Raw genomic sequence first — 15,907 nt, forward strand, 5'->3', positions numbered from 1 at the left:
CAGCAAGCTAAACCTTCAGATACTTACGCAGGGTCAATAGCGAGGATACCCCGGCCAGCAGGATCCCCAGAACTATCAGCCCCGGCGTCAGGATCAGCACCTGGTTGGCGGAGATAAATGCCGTGTCCTTGTACTGGTCCGCCAGATAGTCCTGAATAAAGAACTTGGCCACCGCCCAGACTGTCCCGGATGCCAGCATGGCACCGATCACGGCCGCGACCACTCCTTCCATCACAAAGGGCAACTGGATCACTGCCTTCGAGGCCCCGACCAGCCGCATGATCCCGGTTTCCCGGCGTCGGCTGAAGGCGGACAGCTTAATGGTGGTGGCGATCAGCAGGATGGCACAGACAATCATCAGCCCGGCGATGCCCACCGCCACCAGGGAGGCTATGTTCATCACGGAGAAGAGCCGCTCCAACAGCTGCCGCTGGTCGATCACCGTCTCCACCCCCGGCGTCGCCGAGAAGGTCTCATTGATGATCTCGTACTTCTCCGGATTGACCATGTTGATCCGGAACGATGCCGGCAGCTGATCCGCGGTGACCGAATCAACGATCGGCGAATTCGCGAACTGCTCCTTGAAGTGGTTCAGCGCGTCCGGCTGTGACTCGTAGGCCCAGCTGGTCACGTACGGTTTCACGGCGGCGGAATCCAGCAGGGTTTCGATGTTCTTTTTCTGCTCGTCCGTGGCCGGTCCGGAGGCGCAAGTCGGGGAGGTCGAGGTGTCAACGCAGAGGAAGACGGCAACCTGGACCTTGTCGTACCAGTAGCCCTTCATCTGGTTGATCTGCATCTGCAGCATGCCGGCCGTACCGACAAACGTCAGTGACACAAAGGTCACCAGAATGACGGAAACGACCATGGAAACATTCCGGCGAAGACCTCCGCCGATTTCGCCGAGGATGAAAGCAAGTCTCACTCGGGGGCCTCCGCAAATGGTTCACGGTCGGACCCTGCGGCTTGGACCACGGGAATCATCGACGTGTACAAGGCCTTGGCCTCGTCGCGGAGAACCACGCCGTTGCGCAGTTCGATGACCCGCTTGCGCATCGAGTTGACGATGTCGTCGTCGTGCGTTGCCATCACTACGGTGGTGCCGTTCTGATTGATTTTGTCCAGCACCTTCATGATGCCCAGCGAGGTGGTGGGGTCCAGGTTTCCGGTGGGTTCGTCAGCCAGCAGGATGGCGGGCTTATTGACGACGGCGCGCGCGATTGCCACGCGCTGCTGCTCGCCTCCAGAGAGCTCGTGCGGGAGCCTGTTCTCTTTGCCCTCAAGCCCGACGGTCTTGAGCACCTCGGGCACGGTCTCGCGGATGATGTCACGGCTTTTGCCGATCACCTGCATGGCAAAGGCCACATTGGCGAAGACCGTCTTATTGGGCAGCAACCGGAAGTCCTGGAACACGACGCCGATGCCGCGGCGCAGCTTGGGCACGCGCCAGCTGGAAATATTTGCCACGTTCTGCCCAGCGACGTACACGGCGCCGCGGGTGGCATGGTCTTCCTTCAGCACCAGGCGCAGGAACGTGGATTTGCCGGAGCCGGAGGCACCGACAAGGAAGGCGAACTCCCCGCGGTCAATTTCCAGGGAGACCGAGTCCAAGGCCGGACGGGTCTTCTGGTCATAAATCTTGGTGACGTTATCGAAACGAATCATGGCTCTTCTGGACCCAGTCAGCGCGAATTCTGACGGGCCGGTGCTGGGGTATTGGCTTGGGGAAGAAACCACCGGCTTATCGACTATAGACACTCGCCCGCGCCGATCCCGTGCAGCCCGAGGGGCGTGTCGTCCTGGACGAGACCTGTGTGTAACATTTCGGTGCCTCCGATAGGCTCGTGACGTTGTCACGGCCCTACCGCCCGAACGGCCGTTGTCAGGGCCGCCATTGTCCGGACCCTGCACTGGAGAGGAGCAGCCATGGTCACCTTCGGGATCGAGGAAGAGTACCTGCTGGTGGATTCCACCACGGGTCTGCCGAAGTTCAGCAGCGCGACGGTCAGTGGTTTCCTGCAGGCGTCGCGGCAAGTGGACGACGACGATATTCAGCCGGAACTGCTGACCTGCCAGCTGGAAACATCCACTCCCCCGTGCACCACGGCCGACGAAGCACTCCAGTCACTGCTGGCATTCCGCGGCCAGCTGGCCAAGGCGGCGTACAAATCCCTGGCCCGCGCCGCGGGCACGGGAACCGCACCCCGCATGGCGGAGGCCCCGCCAGAAATCACGGATAAGCGTCGCTACCACCAGATGCGGGACAGCGCCCGTGCCATCGTTGCGGATCAGTACATCAACGGACTGCATGTCCACATCCAGATCCCTGACAAGGACGCCGGTGTGACGGCCCTGAACCGGATCCGGCCCTGGCTGCCCGCCATTGTGGCGCTCAGCGCTAACTCGCCGTTCTGGCGGGACCGGGACAGCGGCTTCGAAAGCTGGCGCACCGTGAGCTACAGGCGCTGGCCGGTTCAGGGGCTGCCTCCGGTCTTCAAGAACGGCGCCGATTACGAAGCACGGGTCCAGCACCTGGTGGACACGGGAGTCATCCTAGACAGGGGTGTGATCACGTGGGTGGCCCGGTTGTCGGAGAACTATCCCACCCTGGAGGTGCGCGCCTGCGATGCCCAGCTTGAGGCACACGATTCCGTGCTCTTGGCGGTATTGCTCCGGGCATTGGTGACAGCCGCGCTGAGTGACTCGTGGCAGAACGCCGAGGAATTCACCCCGGAAATCCTCGACGCTTCGCTGTGGCAGGCGGCCCGGCATGGCCTCCGCGGGCAGCTTGTCCACCCGGAAACCGGGCACTTGGCTCCCGCGCCCGAGGTGTTAACCACCTTGGTCAAGACGGTGGAGGCGGCCCTGCACGCAACGGACGATTCCGGCTTCGTCGCCGACGGGCTGGCGCGTATCGCGGAGCACGGCACGGGCTCCGCGCGTCAGCGCCGGGCCCGTGAGCACGGCGGCCTTCCGGCCCTGCTGGATCTGTACGCCGGCTCGCTCACCGCACGCTGAGGCGCCACCGCTCACCACGCGCTGCAGTGTGCTCACCTCAGGAATCGGTGACGCTACGGACGGGGAGCCGTGGCATTCGGTCGGAAGCGGTGACACTTCGGGCGGGAGCCGTGGCGTTCGGCCAAGGGCGCCGCTACTGCGCCTCGGCATTGCGGTTATCCGCACGCCAGCGGATGCCGGCGTCAATAAAGTCGTCAATCTCGCCGTCGAGCACAGCCGAGGTATTGCCCACCTCGTACTCGGTTCGCAGATCCTTGACCATCTGATACGGATTGAGCACGTAGGAACGCATTTGATCGCCCCAAGATGCCTTCACGTCGCCGGCCAGCAGCTTCTTTTCGGCGTCCTCCTCGGCCTTCTTGAGCAGCAGCAAGCGCGACTGCAGCACCCGCAGCGCCGCCGCCCGGTTCTGCAGCTGCGATTTCTCGTTCTGCATGGAAACCACAGTGCCCGTCGGGATATGGGTCAGGCGCACTGCGGAATCCGTGGTGTTCACGGACTGCCCGCCGGGGCCCGAGGAGCGGAACACATCCACCCGGATTTCATTATCTGGTATATCGATGCTGTCCGTCTGTTCGATCAGCGGAATGACTTCCACGGCCGCGAATGACGTCTGCCGGCGGCCCTGGTTATCAAAGGGACTGATGCGCACCAGCCGGTGCGTGCCCGCCTCCACGCTCAGCGTGCCGAAAGCGTACGGGGCCTTCACTTCAAACGTGGCGGATTTCAGTCCAGCTTCCTCCGCATAGGAGGTGTCCATCACCGTTGTCGGATAACCGTGGCGCTCGGCCCAGCGCAGGTACATCCGCAGCAGCATTTCGGCAAAATCCGCCGCGTCCACGCCGCCCGCGCCGGAACGGATTGTCACCACGGCTTCGCGCTCGTCGTATTCGCCGGCCAGCAGCGTGACTACCTCCAGCTCCTGCAGCGCCTTCCGCAGCACGGGCAGGTCCTTCGCCGCCTCGGCCAGCGTGTCGGCGTCGTTCTCTTCCTGCGCGAGCTGGACCAGGACCTCCAGGTCATCGATCCGGGCCTGCAACGACTCAAGCTTTTCCAGCTTGGACTGCGCGTGCGAGAGCCGTGAGGTGATCTTCTGCGCCGCCGCGGGGTCATCCCACAGGTTCGGCGTCCCGGCCTGGTCGCTCAGATCTTCGATGGATTCCTTGAGCGCGTCCACTTCGGACACCTGCTCTATGGAGAGGTAGGTGGCGCGGAGCGCGCGGATTTCTGCAGCAAAATCGATTTCAGCCATGATCCTCAAGCCTACGGCATCACCGGAAATGACTTGCCGGACCAGCGTGCCGGACAGGGATGCCGGGACTGGGCATCAACGGGTCAACTGCGAGCGCGCCGTGCTCGTGGCGGTAACGGCGATTCCGTCCGGAATCAGGAAATTGATAAAAAGCGGATGGACGACGGCGGCCAACGTCACGCGGGCGGTCCGCCCGTCCGCGGTCCCGGTTCCGCCGCCGAGGGTCAGCCCGGAAATGTGCCTGTAGCTGCTGTTCCGGTTCAGGTAGGCGGAAGCCGCCGCCCGCACACCGTCGCCGGACAAAATGGTGACCGGGGCCCCGGAGTTTCCAGCCACCCCGGCGAGGGTGAAGCTGTCCGCCGCGGCCACGGCTGCTCCGTCTGCTGCGGACAGGAGCTTCTTATGTCCGAGGTACACGCTCGAAACAGCCGCCACCACGGTGACCAGCAGCAGGGCCAGGACTACGTAACCGATGATCATCACCATCAGCTCGCCGCTCTCGGCATCGCCGTTGGGACGGCGCGGGTGCGGATGGCTGCAGATACTTCGAACCCGCGCGCGAACGCCGATACTCCCATGCTGGCCCTCCGTCACCGGAATCGGCCGACAATCTGACTCGCGGCCGCATCCACCGTCGCTGCCGTCAAGGCTCCGCCTGGCAGCGACGGGACGAGCGGCAGCGGGACGGCAAGCGTGACCGTCGCCGTGACAAGCGCTCCCGGGCTGAGGCAGCCCGCGGGCTCACAGCTGATGTCCAACCGCGCTCTGCCGTCACTGAAGCCATGGTCCGCCATAGCCAGCAGGACCGCTTCCTCCGCAGCCGCCCGCGCGGATGCCGGATCGGGTGCGGAAACATACACCTTGGCGGCCTGATCCGCAGCACCGGTGACGGCATAAGCGCCACCTTGCATCTGTCCCACGGTAATCACCAGATACACCACGGGAATCATCAGAAGTACGGCTAGGAAAACAAACTCCACCACAGCGTTCCCCTGCTCTGAGACTCCGGGAGTCCGGTCGTCGATCCGTTCATCTTCGGCGCCCCGGACTCCGGTCTTTTGGTTTCCTGCCCCTCGGCATCCTGCCAACCGCTGTCGCAGGAACGTCCTCCCCATCGTATTAGGGCTGGAGCGCGGCATGCCCGGACACCTCCAGTGCCGATCCCGGTCCGATCAGCCCAAGCACGGGCAGCGGGCTCCGCACGGTCACTTTGAGTGTGCGGATGCCGAGATACATCTCTTCCGTAACCGTAACCTCCTTGGCATAGTCCGGGCTCAGAGCTGCCGAGATCAGCTGCTCCGTGCGTGTCTTCGCGTCCGCCGCTCCCCGATCGGCGAGCGTTCCGTATCTCGCTCCAGAGGCGGCCGCATCCACCGCAGTATTGCGGACGTGCAGCACCAGGGCCAACTGGACAACGGCCAGAAAGAGCACCGTCAGAAGCGCCCCGACCAAAACAAAATCCACCACGGCGGATCCCGATTCGGCGTCCGAGCCTGGTCCGGGCGTGCCGCCGCAGCACATCCCGGCTGTGCCTTCCGGCACGGACATACTACTTCTCGCTTCGGACCCGGACCCGGACACGGTTCCCGCTTCCGGCACGGACACGGTTCTCCATCGCCGTGTCATCGCCTTCATTTCGGTATCATCCGCCCTTGTTGACCTGGCTGATGGCCTGGTTGAAGAGCCCTTCCAGAGCGGGACCGGCAATGGCCAACAACCCGGCCACCAGCACCGCGGACATCAATGTGATCATGACCCAGCCGGGTACATCGCCGCGGTCACCGGGGTCGTGGCCGCCGTCGTCGTCCACGGTGCCGGACGACGACGGCGCGCCAGGGATGCGGGCCGAACCGCGCCGCGTCAAAAGCGTCGCGAGTGTACAGAACGCGACGAGCCATACCAACGGCGCCGGTTTCAGGTGTTTCATCGGATTACCCCTTTGCGAGTTGTCAGTCATTTTCGTACCTGTCTGTCCCTGCGTTAGAAACCGAGCCGGAGCAGCGCAAGCCCCGGGAAAACCGCGAAAATAATGGTCAATGGAAGCACTCCGAAGACAAGCGGCACCATCATGGCGATCTCATTCCGACCCGCGGACTCCATCAGTTCCCGCTTCGCCGTATCACGGACGTCCTGGGCCTGGGCACGGAGCACGTCAGCCAGCGGGGTACCGCGTTCGATGGCCACGATGACGCCGTCCACAAAGCGAACCAGGGGCACCACCCGGCTGCGCTGGGACAGTCCCGTTAGGGCCTGTCCCAGCGGGATCCCGCTGCGCGTCTGTGCCAGTACCTGGCCGAACTCGCCGGCCAGCTCACCTCGGGAGGACCGGCAGACCCTTTCAAGTGCGCCGGTGGCACTTTCTCCGGCGCTGACAGCGAGCGCCATCAGCTCGGCCAGACTCGGGAATTCGGCGATGATGCGTCGTTCGCGGCGCTTGATCCGGACTGACAGCAGGTAGTCCTTGATAACAAACGCAGCGGCCGGCAGAGCTACGGCGCCAAGGAGGGCCAACGGCAGATTAAGCCGTCCCCCCGCCGCGGACAGCAGCGCAGCCACTACGGCCAGGATGAATCCTGCCGCCGCCCAAATGAGCTGGCCTGCACGAAAATCGAGTGCGGTGTGGCGTTGACCGGCTTGCTGCAACCGTGCCGTCAGGGCCGCCGTGCCGATATTGAAACGGCCCAGCCAACGCACGGCATCGACCGTCATCGCGCGAAGAATGCGCTCGAGTGGACCGAAAAGCACCTCCGGCCCGTCGGCGTCGTGCAGCAGCCGGGATTGCCGCACTACGGAACGCAGCTGTGGTTCGATGCGCTGCGCAAAGCTGGGCTGGCGCATGAAAGGCAGCCTGACCAGGACCAGCCAGAGGCCGGCCCCAAGGACCAGTCCGGAAACCACCGCAAGGGAAATGGCAGTTGTCATCGGAGGACCCGCTCGTCCGCGGGCAGGGTGCCGATTCCAAGCATTACGCGATAGCAGATGACTGAGACGAAAAGGCCGCTCGTCAGGACCAGCCAACCGGCGGCGGAGTTATAGCCCGAGACCGCCTCGGGACGGGTTGCCAGAAGCATCAGAACCAGCCACGGCGCCGCAACAGCGAGCCGTGCCGCATTCACCGTCCACGATTGCCGGGCCTCCAGCTCGCTTCGGGTCCGGGCGTTGTCCCGCAGGAATTCGGCGAGCGTGCCCAACAATCGGCCGAGGTCCGTGCCCCCTACCTCGCGGGTGAGGCGCAGGGCTTCAACGATCCGGTCCGCAACGGGATCCGCCAGCCTGTCCTTGAGTATCGTCAGCGAATGGTCGAACCGGCCGCCGGCCCGGTAGTCGGAGCCGAAATCGATGAAGAAATGACGCAGCTCCTCCGGCCCCTTGTCCCCCAGCTGAATCAGTGCCTCGGGCAGGGACAGACCGGCTCGGATGGCTGAACGCAAATGGTCCACCACATCGGGCCACAGCTGCCGGAGCACGGCCGTCCGCCGTCGTGCTCTCCAACGTACGGCCGCGAGCGGGAGATAACCGCCAAAGAAGCCGAAGCACAGCGCAATTGGCAATGAGCGCGTCAGCAGGTAAAACACCAGCACCGCCAGAAGTCCCAGACAAACGCAGCTGAAAAGCAGCCCGGTGGAACTGACCCTTTCGACACCCGCGCGCAGCAGCAGTTCATGGATGCGGTCCACCCGCTCCCGACGCCCGGCACGCCGGGGCACCTGCCAGCAGGACCACCAGATCAGGAACAAGCCCAGTCCGGCGAGCAGACCAACGGCCGCGGACATCAGCCGGCCTCCAGCAGCGCCGCGACATCGTACCCGGCGGCGGCGAACTTTTCCGGCGAAGGCATGGAGGCGGCCACGGCCTGGAGCCCGGCGCTGGTCGTGGCGAAGACGGTGCCTGATTCGATGACGCCGTTTTCCACCCGCCGGCCTAGGAAGAGGATTTCCGAGACCTGCCGGCGGCCGTTGGGCAGCCGGACGCAGTGGACCACCAGGTCGATGCAGGAAGCCACCGTCGGCACCACGAAGGAGGCACTAATGTTGGCTCCCGCCAACAACGGGAGGGTACAAAGCTTCGTCACCGCGTCATGCGCGGAATTCGCATGGATGCTGCACATCCCGGGCAGGCCCGGCATTGCTCACCCGCGATAAGCGATAGACTCCCAGCATGGAGACACAACAGGCGTTCATCTATTGCAGGATCAGCCAAGACCGCAGCGGTGAGGGCTTGGGCGTTCAGCGCCAAGAGGAGGATTGCCGGGCACTTGCCGCGCAGCAGGGTCTGGCCGTCGCTCGGGTCTTCATAGACAACGACATCAGCGCGTACTCGGGTAAGCGGCGCCCGGAGTATGAGGCGATGCTCAGCCTACTTGAAGCGGGCGCGGCGTCGGCCGTCATTTGCTGGCACACTGACCGCCTGCACCGCCGCCCAGTAGAGCTGGAGCGGTACATTGACGTATGCAATGCCGCCAACGTGACAACGCACGCGGTCAAGTCGGGTGAGCTGGACCTTGCTACAGGCTCGGGCAAGATGGTAGCCCGCATGCTTGGCGCCGCTGCCCGTTATGAGTCGGACCAGAAGGGGGAGCGCATCAAGCGCGCGATAGAACAGAAGGCCCGCGCTGGCAAGTGGACGGGCGGCGCTCGTCCGTTCGGCTGGGTCTTTGAGGACGGCGTTCCCATCATCTGTGAGACAGAGGCCGCCGTCGTACGGGGCGCCTTTGAACATGTACTCGGTGGCCGAACGCTCGGCTCTTGGGTGCGGGAGATCAACGCCGCGGGGATAACTACCAGCCTCGGCAAACCGTGGGGATACACGCAGCTCCGGCAGGTGATACAGAGGCCGCGGAACGCGGGCCTTGCCACCTTGCATGGCGAGGTGATCGGCCTGTCAGAGTTTCCAGCCATAGTTTCCGAGAGCGTGTGGCAGGCGGCATGCTCCATTCTCAGCGATCCAGCACGGCGGCGCTCGCAGTCCAACAAGGCCGTGCATCTGCTGTCAGGGATTGCCCAGTGCCACTGTGGCGCGCTCGTGCGTGTCGCCACTGTCTCGGGCCGCGACGGCGTAAAGCATAAGGTCTACCGCTGCCCCGTGCGCGGCAAGGGCCACATCGGTAAGCGCGTGGAATACACGGACGCCGTTGTGAATCGGCTGGCCGTTGCCTTCCGTGCGATGGCGGCCAGCCAGCAGGAGGTGGCCAGCCCAGCGCTGGCGGCCGAACTCCAGACATTGGAACTGGAGGGCCAAGCGTTGCGCCAGCGGCTGCAGGACGCTGCCCACTCATACGCTGATGGCGACATCAGCCCCGCCCAGCTCTCCGCCATAACAGAGCGCATCCGTGACAATCAGACACGGGTAACCGCCCGCGTCACAGAGCTGGAGGTTCAGGCCGCCCGCCCAGCACGGCCCACGGATGGCCTGCCCACCGCTGAGATGGACTCGCCAGAGGCCATCACATGGCTGACCTCCCCTGCCGATGACCGCCGCGACTACATCCGCGCCACAATGAACGTCATTATCTGGCCGCATGGCAAGGGCTCAAAGCGCGTCTTTGATCCCGAGACAGTGCAGACCGTAATGAAGAACGCAGGCGATGGCCTGGGCCCGCTGTCCGTGCGCGAGATCCAGCACGCAGGCGCCGCCGTGCTCATCAGCTCCAAGGCGGATATGGAGGCCTACATCGCCACGTACAGGACGGCGCCAGCCGCAAGCTGAGCCATCCACCGGACAACGACACAGAGTGCCCCACGGCGCGATGCCGTGGGGCCCTCTGTGTTCTGTCTTGCTACTTGCTCAGCGCCGCAATGCGCCGGTAAAGCGTGGCGCGGGACATGCCCAGATCGCGGGCGACCTGTGCCGATGGCTTGCCGCCCGCTATGAGTTGCTGGGCATTCTCGATCTGGCCATCCGTGAACTTGGTTACGCCGCCGCCTAGATCACTGCCCGCCGCCCGCCGCTTGCTCACGCTGTCGCGGATGCGCTCGCGCTTGATGTCGAGCTCCATTTGAGCCAGCGCGGACATGATGGTAAACATCATGGCGCCAGTCGGGCTGGCTGTGTCGACGTCGCCGCCGCCAAGGTTGAGCACTCGCAGGTTCACGCCGCCGTCCCTGAGCTCTTGCGCTAGGTCCAGCATGTTCTGCGTGGACCGCCCCAAGCGGTCCAGCGTGGTGACCACGAGGGTATCCCCCACATGGAGCGCGGCACGCGCTCGGTCAAACTCGGGGCGGCTGGCCTTGCCGCCGCTGACTCCGTGATCCGTGATCCGTGTAGAGATCATCGCGCCGCACACCGGCGGCCAGCAGGTCCGCCGTCTGTCGGTCGGCGTCTTGCCCGCGCGTACTGACTCTGCTGTATCCAATTAGCTTGCTCAACGTTGCTCCAATGTGTCTCATGGGGGTGGATGATTACAGCCAGCGTAACACAGGCCACAAGACATGGCCACGCGACACTCGGGGTGGATAGATGACGGGGACGGGCAGCGTCTCACTGATATGTCTCATGGCCGATCGGTCACGAGACAGGGTACTCCCACTGGGTAAACTCAACGAATGATTCAGAGTTGGTTTAGTTATGTCATCAGCGCCTTGATCGGTGTCGCGGCGTCACTGCTGATCGGGCAGGTTCACTGGATCCAACCCCTGTTATGGGCAATTGCGTTTGAGGTTGTATGGGTCATCATCAACGGCTTTTTTGTGAAGGGATACTTCTTGAGTAGAGAACGCAGGCAGCGACTGAATCGAAGGCGTGACAATACCCCCTCGGTGGGTTCGACTTCGGATGGGCAGCAGCCGGAACAACAACCGGCGGATGGCGCCTCCTTTGGGTTATCGTCTGCGCAGCCCCCCGCCGGGTCCTCCTATGGGTTCTCGAATTACGGCAGTAGCAATGTGTTCTACACAGATACCGAGACCGATAGTGGTTACCTCAACGTTGGTTCCAACGACATCCACTACACTAGGGCTCGCCATAAGGGTCGTCCGATCAGCGACCCAGACCAGCAGCAGTAAGGTGCCCGACCCCGCCCCAACCCCCGGGGGGTGTCCCTATGTTTTTGTCAAGCCGCTTTTGGGGTTTTTTTCTTCGTAGATGCTCATGTCTCTGAGCATGGCGAAGAGCATGTCGCAGCGGCGCCGGGCCAGGGCGATCAGGGCCTGGTTGTGGCGTTTCCCTTGGGCGCGTTTTCGGTCGTAGTAGTCCCGTGAGGTGGGGTCCTTGAGGGCGGCGAACGCGGACAGGAAGAGAGCGCGCTTGAGGATCTTGTTGCCCTTCCTGGAGGGGTGGTCTCCCCGGATGGACGTCCCTGATCGCCAGGTCACCGGCGCCAGTCCGGAATAGGAGGCCAGATGCCCGGCGGTGGCGAAGTGTTTACCGACGACTTCGGTGAGGATCCTGGCTTCGGTCCTGATCCCGACCGCCGGTATCGAGCTCAGGACGAGGTGAAGAGGGTGGGCCTCCACGAGCGCCTCGACCCGGGTATGGACTTCGACCCGGGCTTTACGCAGACCGGCGAGCATGCCTGCCAGTTGGGGCAGCACGATGCCGGCTCCGGCGGTGCCGGCGACGACCACGGTTTGCTCGCCGAGGGCGGTAAAGATATCGGCTGCCCAGTGTTTGCCTGCCCGCGGGGCGAACTTGGCCAGGTACGTGGCCACCCGTGCCTGGCCGGCGGTCTTCAGTGCGGTGGGGGTCGGATATTTCACCAGCAGCTCCGCCATTGCCGGGTGGTCCAGGTGTGCGCCGATCACCCGTTCGAGGGCCGGGTGGATCTGGGTCAGAAGCCCGCGGATACGGTTTGATGTAGCGGTGGTCTGCTGGGTCAGATCATCATCAAAACCGCACAGCATCGACAGCTCGGCGATCTGCTCATCGGCGACCTCGATCGAGCGCAGGGTGTGCGGCATCGTCCGGGCTGCCTCGGCGATGATGTACGCGTCCCGGGCATCGGTTTTAGCCTCGCCGGGGTGCAGATCCGCGATCCGGCGCATCGCCAACCCGGGCAGGTAACCGACCAGGATTCCGGCGGCCCGGGCCGTCGCCACCGGCAGCGCACCAATGGTGGCGGGCTGGTCCACGACCAGCAGTAGCGTGCCGTTTTTGGCCAGTGTGTCGATGATCGCCCGCAGCTTCGCTTCGTCCTGAGGCAAAGCCTTATCGAGCAGCTTCTTCCCGGATTTATCCAGCGCCACCGCGTGGTGATTGCTCTTGCCGACATCGACTCCGATGAAGACATCGATACTCTCGTAATCCTTAATCAACCTCAAAACCTCCCGCATCCGAGACCTGTAAAACAGCGCTGGTCTGTCCTGCGGCGACAAGAGTCGGCATCCACGTTACGGCTGACCTGCCACGATAAAAACTGCCGCTGGTCCGGTCCCTATTAGCGATCCCCTGACACCTATCGGATCCCGGTGACATCACCCCCCGGATCATTGAAGACTGGGGGCATAAATCATGCCGGGAACCAACAGGCCAGCAACCCAATTCTTACTCAATTAGGGGCTACTAAAAAGGTAACGGGACACCCTTTGCCGATTCGCCGCCGCCCCGGTAGTCTTAGCGCCTTCCTGCGGTTACGGGTTTGAAAGCTTTTCTCTCACATGGTGGGATAGCTGCTCAAACGAGGGGAGGAGTCCCCAGCCGGGGACTCCGGAATGGTCTGGGTGAACGCGTCCAACCAAAGCGGGTTCCCGTAGGGCAAACCGTTTTCCAGCGCCCATGCATCCATCTTCGCGCTGCTTGGTACGCTGCCAAGAAAGTAGGGGGTGAAGGGGGGCGCAAAGGTCCGGATGTCCCTCCGACGGTTGTTGGTGGTGGCGGAGACAACTTGCATGTGGTCAGGGCGAACACACAGTGTTCGGTTGCAAAGGTGATCCAGGGTCTGCCTGCGTCCGTGACCGCCGTAAAACCAGACGTACGCGAAACGGTGTGCAAGCCAGACAGTACCCGCGTGCACCATTGGGTAGCCATCTTGGTTGGGGGTCTCCGTCCAGAGCCAGCACCCATAGAGCCAGTCGGGCTCGATGGCACGACGGAAGTTGGCGAGTGTTCTCGCCTGCATCGCAGGACTACGCAGGGTGAGCGCCAGTTGTTCGTGCGCGCGGCAGTAGTCGCCCCTTGTTTTCCGCTCGGCTGCCAGAAGGATCGAGTTGCACCCTCCGACACGGCATCGCGGCTGCTTCCGGTTCCACGCCTTGTAGTGCGTCTCGCAACGCTCGCGCTTGATGGCGAGCCGTTCGCAGTCAGCCTCCAGGCAGGATTTATTCGGGTTCAAACAGCTTCCTTTCATGTCCCACAATTTCAGTGGTACTAGCCTACATGAAGCCTGAATCCGTCCAGTGACGGGGCGGAATTTGCCTCATACGCCACCGCTTCCGGGGTGGCTACCCTTTCAGTGTTTTGGGTCCGGTATGGGCGCGTAGCACCAGCGGAGCGCCCCCTGCCCCAAGCATGGTGTGAAACGGCTGCCATGACAGCCGTTTCACTTGTCCCAGTCACGCTTTAGCATCAAGTGTAGGGAAAGGCTAGTGCGCTCTCAGAGTGGTTGCTACCCTGTAGTAGGCCACACTCGTGGCAACTTACTTCTTGGGGGATCTTTATGAGTAATGGTTACGTTCCTGCCCCCGGCAGGAACCGATGGCGACCAACTGTTTCGTTTTGGATAACATCAGCCGTCTGGCTGTTACTCATCCTCCTGTTCAGCGTTACGGGTTACTTCGGCGTCGGCTTGATTCTATTCGCGGTTGGGGCCATCCTTACGGCCCTGTACTCCCTTCTCTTCAACCGGCGATCCTGGCTCGGTCTGGCGAACCGCAAGATTGCCGCTGGGGCAATTGGTGTCAGTTTCGCCGTCTTTGTGCTGGGCATCGTCCTCTCGTCCATGATGTCGCCGTCAACGCCCGCAACGAGCGCAGCGGGTTCGACCGAGAAGCCGACCACGTCGGCGACGCCAACGCCGACGCGTACTGCGATGCCTACTGCGACGCCAACGCCCACAGTAAGCGTCAAGAGCGTTCTTCTCACCTCTTGTGACTCCGCCGCCATCACCCGAACGGTCGAGGGCTCCGACTTGGTTTGCGCTGCGAACGTTGACGGCAAATTAGTCTGGATGGATGCTGCAACCTCCAAAAAGGTGGCGGATGACAAAGTTGCAGCCCAGAACGCCGCGGCAGACAAGGCGGCGGCTGATCAGGCCGCGGCCCAGCAGGCAGCCGCAGATCAAGCAGCCGCTGAGCAAGCCGCAGCACAACAGGCAGCGGCCCAGCAGGCAGCTGCGGAGCAGGCTGCCGCCCAGCAAGCTGCCGCCCGGCAGGCGGCCCCGGCTCCGGCTCCTGCCCCGGCTCCTGCCCCGGCTCCGGTGAACGTCGTGCACCCGGGGGCTTTCTGCAGCGGAGGTGTTGGAGTTACGAGCAAGGGAACGCCGATGGTTTGCGCGCCGGGCTCAGATGGCCGTCTGCGGTGGAGGGCAGCCTGATAGGAGGCTGATCGCCACCTTCCGACCAACCACGTTGCCAGCAGGAAGCAGGAGCCCTCGGCGTTAGCCGGGGGCTCTTCGTGCATATAGGACACATGTATTTTGTATTGTCCCTGAAGAATGCCGGGCAGGCCGCTGTTCAGAGCAATCAGCATGTCCAGGCTCTCCGCTTCGCGAACTTCACCCACGATGAGCCGGTCGGGCCGCATCCGCAGCGCCTCCTTGACGAGGCGCCGCAGCGGAATCTCACCGAGCCCTTCCAGATTTGGTTGTCGGCATTGCAGACCCACCACATCGCGCAGCGGAAGCTGAAGTTCAAAGACTTCCTCCACGGTCACGACTCGTTCGCGCGATCCGATGCTGGCACCCAGGCAATTGAGGATGGTGGTCTTACCGGCCTGGGTTGCACCGGACACCAGAATGTTCAACCCGCTGCTCACCGCAGCACCCAAAAACCGGGCCGCCTGCGGACTCAGCGAACCGAGCCGCACCAAATGGTCGAGCCTGCTGGCCTTGACGATGAACTTACGGATATTCACCGCCCAATGCACCCTCGTCACATCAGGGATCACCACGTGTAGCCTGGAGCCGTCCGGCAATGCGGCATCGACGAACGGTGAGCTCAGATCCAGACGCCGACCGGAGCTTTTGAGCATCCGCTCCACCAGGTCCCGGATCTGCTGGTCAGTGAGGGTCAGCGAGGTTAACTCGGACTCGCCGTTCCGGGCCACGTAGATTTCCGTCGGCGCGTTGATCCAGATTTCCTCGATCGAGTCATCGTCCAGAAAGGGCTGCAAGGCGCCGAATCCTGCTACTGCATCAAAAACTATCTGCCGTGCGGAGTCCGTCTTCCCCAGCGGAGGGACAGCACCCAGCAGGGAACGCTCGTCATAGTCATTGACTGCCGCATCCACGAGACGACGGACCTCGGCCACCTGCCGCAGCGGGTCCAGCCCGCGGCGACGGATCAGTTCCCTCACCTCGTCCTCGACCACGCTGACAGCATCCATGATTTACCCGGCGTTCCCTCCAACGAACCGGGCCCCTGTTCGGGGCTCTGGCTGTGAGCCTAGGGCAGATCAGGGGCCCGGTCTAGGCGTTCCGCCGTCCTTGTGGATAAACGCCCGGTTACCGCGGTTCCGGAGTTTGCGGGGCGCCCCTAAGGCAAAGAAGAG

18 protein-coding genes and 1 pseudogene are annotated in these 15,907 nt (G+C 63.3%); 3 read left to right on the top strand and 16 right to left on the bottom strand.

The annotated features are described in order from the left end of the window. Positions 1–7: 7 nt before the first annotated feature. Both ftsX and ftsE read right to left on the bottom strand, forming a co-directional pair. A complete protein-coding gene (gene ftsX / locus ACLLJI_RS14260; RefSeq protein WP_434613423.1) occupies positions 8–922 on the bottom strand; it encodes a permease-like cell division protein FtsX in 915 nt (304 codons plus the stop codon). Continuing rightward, entirely contained in the window at positions 919–1,662 is a 744-nt protein-coding gene (gene ftsE, locus ACLLJI_RS14265) for a cell division ATP-binding protein FtsE (protein ID WP_434613426.1), read from the bottom strand. Before ftsE ends, ftsX begins: the two co-directional genes overlap by 4 nt. 261 nt (positions 1,663–1,923) lie before the next feature. On the opposite strand from ftsE, the gene ACLLJI_RS14270 reads away from it, so the two are divergent. Then, positions 1,924–3,015 carry a carboxylate-amine ligase gene (locus ACLLJI_RS14270; protein ID WP_434613429.1) on the top strand — a complete coding sequence of 364 codons (1,092 nt, stop codon included), beginning with the start codon at positions 1,924–1,926 and terminating at the stop codon, positions 3,013–3,015. 133 nt (positions 3,016–3,148) lie between these two features. On the opposite strand, the gene prfB is transcribed toward ACLLJI_RS14270, so the two are convergent. From prfB to ACLLJI_RS14310, 8 genes and pseudogenes are all read right to left on the bottom strand, one after another. Next, complete coding sequence (prfB, locus tag ACLLJI_RS14275) at positions 3,149–4,267, bottom strand: peptide chain release factor 2 (RefSeq protein WP_283560254.1); 1,119 nt, start codon at positions 4,265–4,267, stop codon at positions 3,149–3,151. A gap of 75 nt (positions 4,268–4,342) precedes the next feature. Further along, on the bottom strand, positions 4,343–4,861 hold the full coding sequence (locus ACLLJI_RS14280; RefSeq protein WP_434613433.1) for a pilus assembly protein TadG-related protein: 519 nt from the start codon (positions 4,859–4,861) through the stop codon (positions 4,343–4,345). Next, on the bottom strand, positions 4,858–5,250 hold the full coding sequence (locus ACLLJI_RS14285; protein ID WP_283560256.1) for a hypothetical protein: 393 nt from the start codon (positions 5,248–5,250) through the stop codon (positions 4,858–4,860). The genes ACLLJI_RS14280 and ACLLJI_RS14285 overlap by 4 nt, the downstream gene beginning before the upstream one ends. A gap of 136 nt (positions 5,251–5,386) precedes the next feature. Continuing rightward, positions 5,387–5,788, bottom strand: a complete 402-nt coding sequence (locus ACLLJI_RS14290) for a TadE family protein (protein WP_434621546.1) — start codon at positions 5,786–5,788, stop codon at positions 5,387–5,389. A gap of 121 nt (positions 5,789–5,909) precedes the next feature. Next, on the bottom strand, positions 5,910–6,107 hold the full coding sequence (locus tag ACLLJI_RS14295) for a hypothetical protein (RefSeq protein ID WP_434621549.1): 198 nt from the start codon (positions 6,105–6,107) through the stop codon (positions 5,910–5,912). A gap of 140 nt (positions 6,108–6,247) precedes the next feature. Continuing rightward, complete coding sequence (locus ACLLJI_RS14300) at positions 6,248–7,189, bottom strand: type II secretion system F family protein (protein ID WP_434613437.1); 942 nt, start codon at positions 7,187–7,189, stop codon at positions 6,248–6,250. Next, a complete protein-coding gene (locus ACLLJI_RS14305; RefSeq protein WP_434613440.1) occupies positions 7,186–8,040 on the bottom strand; it encodes a type II secretion system F family protein in 855 nt (284 codons plus the stop codon). The genes ACLLJI_RS14300 and ACLLJI_RS14305 overlap by 4 nt, the downstream gene beginning before the upstream one ends. Further along, a pseudogene (locus tag ACLLJI_RS14310) lies at positions 8,040–8,387 on the bottom strand (hypothetical protein); the annotation flags it as partial. The pseudogene ACLLJI_RS14310 and the gene ACLLJI_RS14305, both read right to left, overlap by 1 nt. A 38-nt stretch (positions 8,388–8,425) precedes the next feature. On the opposite strand from ACLLJI_RS14310, the gene ACLLJI_RS14315 reads away from it, so the two are divergent. Continuing rightward, a complete protein-coding gene (locus ACLLJI_RS14315) occupies positions 8,426–9,973 on the top strand; it encodes a recombinase family protein (protein ID WP_434613443.1) in 1,548 nt (515 codons plus the stop codon). Positions 9,974–10,043: 70 nt separating this feature from the next. On the opposite strand, the gene ACLLJI_RS14320 is transcribed toward ACLLJI_RS14315, so the two are convergent. Both ACLLJI_RS14320 and ACLLJI_RS14325 read right to left on the bottom strand, forming a co-directional pair. Further along, positions 10,044–10,538 carry a recombinase family protein gene (locus ACLLJI_RS14320; RefSeq protein ID WP_434613446.1) on the bottom strand — a complete coding sequence of 165 codons (495 nt, stop codon included), beginning with the start codon at positions 10,536–10,538 and terminating at the stop codon, positions 10,044–10,046. Further along, on the bottom strand, positions 10,474–10,653 hold the full coding sequence (locus ACLLJI_RS14325) for a recombinase family protein (RefSeq protein ID WP_434613448.1): 180 nt from the start codon (positions 10,651–10,653) through the stop codon (positions 10,474–10,476). The genes ACLLJI_RS14320 and ACLLJI_RS14325 overlap by 65 nt, the downstream gene beginning before the upstream one ends. 156 nt (positions 10,654–10,809) lie before the next feature. On the opposite strand from ACLLJI_RS14325, the gene ACLLJI_RS14330 reads away from it, so the two are divergent. After that, positions 10,810–11,268 carry a hypothetical protein gene (locus ACLLJI_RS14330; protein ID WP_434613451.1) on the top strand — a complete coding sequence of 153 codons (459 nt, stop codon included), beginning with the start codon at positions 10,810–10,812 and terminating at the stop codon, positions 11,266–11,268. Between the two features lie 36 nt (positions 11,269–11,304). Here the strand turns inward: ACLLJI_RS14330 and ACLLJI_RS14335 are convergent, their stop codons facing one another. From ACLLJI_RS14335 to ACLLJI_RS14350, 4 genes are all read right to left on the bottom strand, one after another. Further along, positions 11,305–12,534: an IS110 family transposase gene (locus ACLLJI_RS14335; RefSeq protein ID WP_434613454.1), complete on the bottom strand. Its 1,230-nt coding sequence runs from the start codon at positions 12,532–12,534 to the stop codon at positions 11,305–11,307. Between the two features lie 320 nt (positions 12,535–12,854). Continuing rightward, entirely contained in the window at positions 12,855–13,532 is a 678-nt protein-coding gene (locus ACLLJI_RS14340) for a hypothetical protein (RefSeq protein ID WP_434613457.1), read from the bottom strand. 437 nt (positions 13,533–13,969) lie between these two features. Beyond that, positions 13,970–14,266 carry a hypothetical protein gene (locus tag ACLLJI_RS14345; RefSeq protein ID WP_434613460.1) on the bottom strand — a complete coding sequence of 99 codons (297 nt, stop codon included), beginning with the start codon at positions 14,264–14,266 and terminating at the stop codon, positions 13,970–13,972. 210 nt (positions 14,267–14,476) lie between these two features. After that, positions 14,477–15,742, bottom strand: a complete 1,266-nt coding sequence (locus ACLLJI_RS14350) for a CpaF family protein (protein WP_434613463.1) — start codon at positions 15,740–15,742, stop codon at positions 14,477–14,479. Positions 15,743–15,907: the final 165 nt, after the last annotated feature.

Origin of the sequence: Arthrobacter sp. A5 (genome assembly GCF_051131705.1) — a bacterium.
In the GTDB taxonomy this organism is placed as follows: domain Bacteria; phylum Actinomycetota; class Actinomycetes; order Actinomycetales; family Micrococcaceae; genus Arthrobacter_M.

Bases quoted from the DNA above. Each gene is read 5' to 3' on its own strand.
- prfB (WP_283560254.1), bottom strand. From the start codon at position 4,267: ATGGCTGAAATCGATTTTGCTGCAGAAATCCGCGCGCTCCGCGCCACC.
- ACLLJI_RS14270 (WP_434613429.1), top strand. From the start codon at position 1,924: ATGGTCACCTTCGGGATCGAGGAAGAGTACCTGCTGGTGGATTCCACC.
- ACLLJI_RS14335 (WP_434613454.1), bottom strand. From the start codon at position 12,534: ATGCGGGAGGTTTTGAGGTTGATTAAGGATTACGAGAGTATCGATGTC.
- ACLLJI_RS14330 (WP_434613451.1), top strand. From the start codon at position 10,810: ATGATTCAGAGTTGGTTTAGTTATGTCATCAGCGCCTTGATCGGTGTC.
- ACLLJI_RS14315 (WP_434613443.1), top strand. From the start codon at position 8,426: ATGGAGACACAACAGGCGTTCATCTATTGCAGGATCAGCCAAGACCGC.
- ACLLJI_RS14320 (WP_434613446.1), bottom strand. From the start codon at position 10,538: ATGATCTCTACACGGATCACGGATCACGGAGTCAGCGGCGGCAAGGCC.
- ACLLJI_RS14325 (WP_434613448.1), bottom strand. From the start codon at position 10,653: ATGAGACACATTGGAGCAACGTTGAGCAAGCTAATTGGATACAGCAGA.
- ACLLJI_RS14300 (WP_434613437.1), bottom strand. From the start codon at position 7,189: ATGACAACTGCCATTTCCCTTGCGGTGGTTTCCGGACTGGTCCTTGGG.
- ACLLJI_RS14350 (WP_434613463.1), bottom strand. From the start codon at position 15,742: ATGGATGCTGTCAGCGTGGTCGAGGACGAGGTGAGGGAACTGATCCGT.
- ftsE (WP_434613426.1), bottom strand. From the start codon at position 1,662: ATGATTCGTTTCGATAACGTCACCAAGATTTATGACCAGAAGACCCGT.
- ACLLJI_RS14305 (WP_434613440.1), bottom strand. From the start codon at position 8,040: ATGTCCGCGGCCGTTGGTCTGCTCGCCGGACTGGGCTTGTTCCTGATC.
- ACLLJI_RS14290 (WP_434621546.1), bottom strand. From the start codon at position 5,788: ATGTGCTGCGGCGGCACGCCCGGACCAGGCTCGGACGCCGAATCGGGA.